Origin of the sequence: Pseudenemella bisphenolivorans (genome assembly GCF_051133435.1) — a bacterium.
In the GTDB taxonomy this organism is placed as follows: Bacteria; Actinomycetota; Actinomycetes; order Propionibacteriales; family Propionibacteriaceae; genus JAAYAO01.
Map to the genome: position 1 here is coordinate 1 of NZ_JBPGNY010000010.1, position 1,265 is coordinate 1,265.

1 protein-coding gene is annotated in these 1,265 nt (G+C 65.8%); it reads left to right on the forward strand.

What is annotated here, in order from left to right:
- Positions 1 to 184: 184 nt before the first annotated feature.
- A complete protein-coding gene (locus ACR4XW_RS15860) occupies positions 185 to 1,258 on the forward strand; it encodes an IS30 family transposase (protein WP_434761550.1) in 1,074 nt (357 codons plus the stop codon).
- Positions 1,259 to 1,265 lie beyond the last annotated feature (7 nt).

Here is a 1,265-nt window from a genome sequence, read left to right on the forward strand (position 1 = left end):
TGCCCAGTCAGATGCTGAGTGCAGGAGGTGTTTGGCTATGAGGAAACGGGCGGGTAGGCCACGGCATCGGGTGGTCGAGTTGGCGGTGTTGGCCGAGTTGGCGGCGGGGTGTTCGTGTGATGAAGCGGCGCGTCGTACGGGGGCTGGGCGGACCACGGTGCAGACGTGGGCCAAGCTGAACCACATGCCTATCAAGACCGGCCGTGCCGGTGGGATCGATGAGCGGGTCAAGCCCGCACCGCGTCCGCCCCGGCCTGCCTCGCACGGGAACCGGTTGAGTATCGAGGACCGGGTGGTGATCCAGGTCCGGCTCGCCGATGGGTGGTCGATCGCCCGGATCGCTGGGGAGGTTGGTATGCATCCGACCACGATCAGCCGCGAGATCACCCGGGGCAGTGTCCAGGGCCGGTACTGGGCCCGGTTCGCCCAGGAACGAGCCGACCGGGCCCGATCGCGGGCGGGGTATCGCAAACTCACCCACCACGGTGATCTACGTCGGGCGGTGATCGCGGGGTTGAACCAGCACTTCTCCCCCCGTCAGATCAGTCACCGGCTGCGTCGTGATCACCCCGACCGGCACGATATGCGGGTGAGCCACGAAACGATCTACCAGGCGTTGTATGTCCAAGGCCGCGGCGCGCTACGCCAAGAACTACGTGTGGAGACCGCGTTACGGTCCGGGCGCAAAACCCGTTTGCCGGCCTCACGGCTACCACCCAAACCCGGCCGGCCCTGGCTGGCCGGATGTCATATCTCCCAACGCCCGGCCGAGGCCGAGGACCGGGCAGTGCCCGGGCATTGGGAAGGAGACCTCGTCCTCGGTGCCGGCCACAAGTCCGCGTTGATCACCCTGGTCGAGCGCAGCACCCGGTTCGTGCTGATCCAACGTCTGGACCAATATGACTCGGCCACCGTCACCGACCAGCTGATCGCGATGATGGCCGGCCTGCCCGCCGCGTTACGACGGTCGTTGACCTGGGACCAGGGCTCGGAGATGGCCCAACACGCCCGGTTCACCCTGGCCAGTAACGTCAAGGTCTACTTCTGTGACCCGCACTCACCCTGGCAGCGCGGCAGCAACGAGAACACCAACGGGTTGATCCGGTTCTTCCACCCCAAGGGCACCGACTTCACCGCCGTCACCGACGAACACATCGCCCGCACCCAACACCTCCTCAACATCCGACCCCGACAAACCCTCAACTGGGCCACCCCAGCCGAACAACTCAACGAGTACCTCACTGCACTCACCACTTGACACCGCC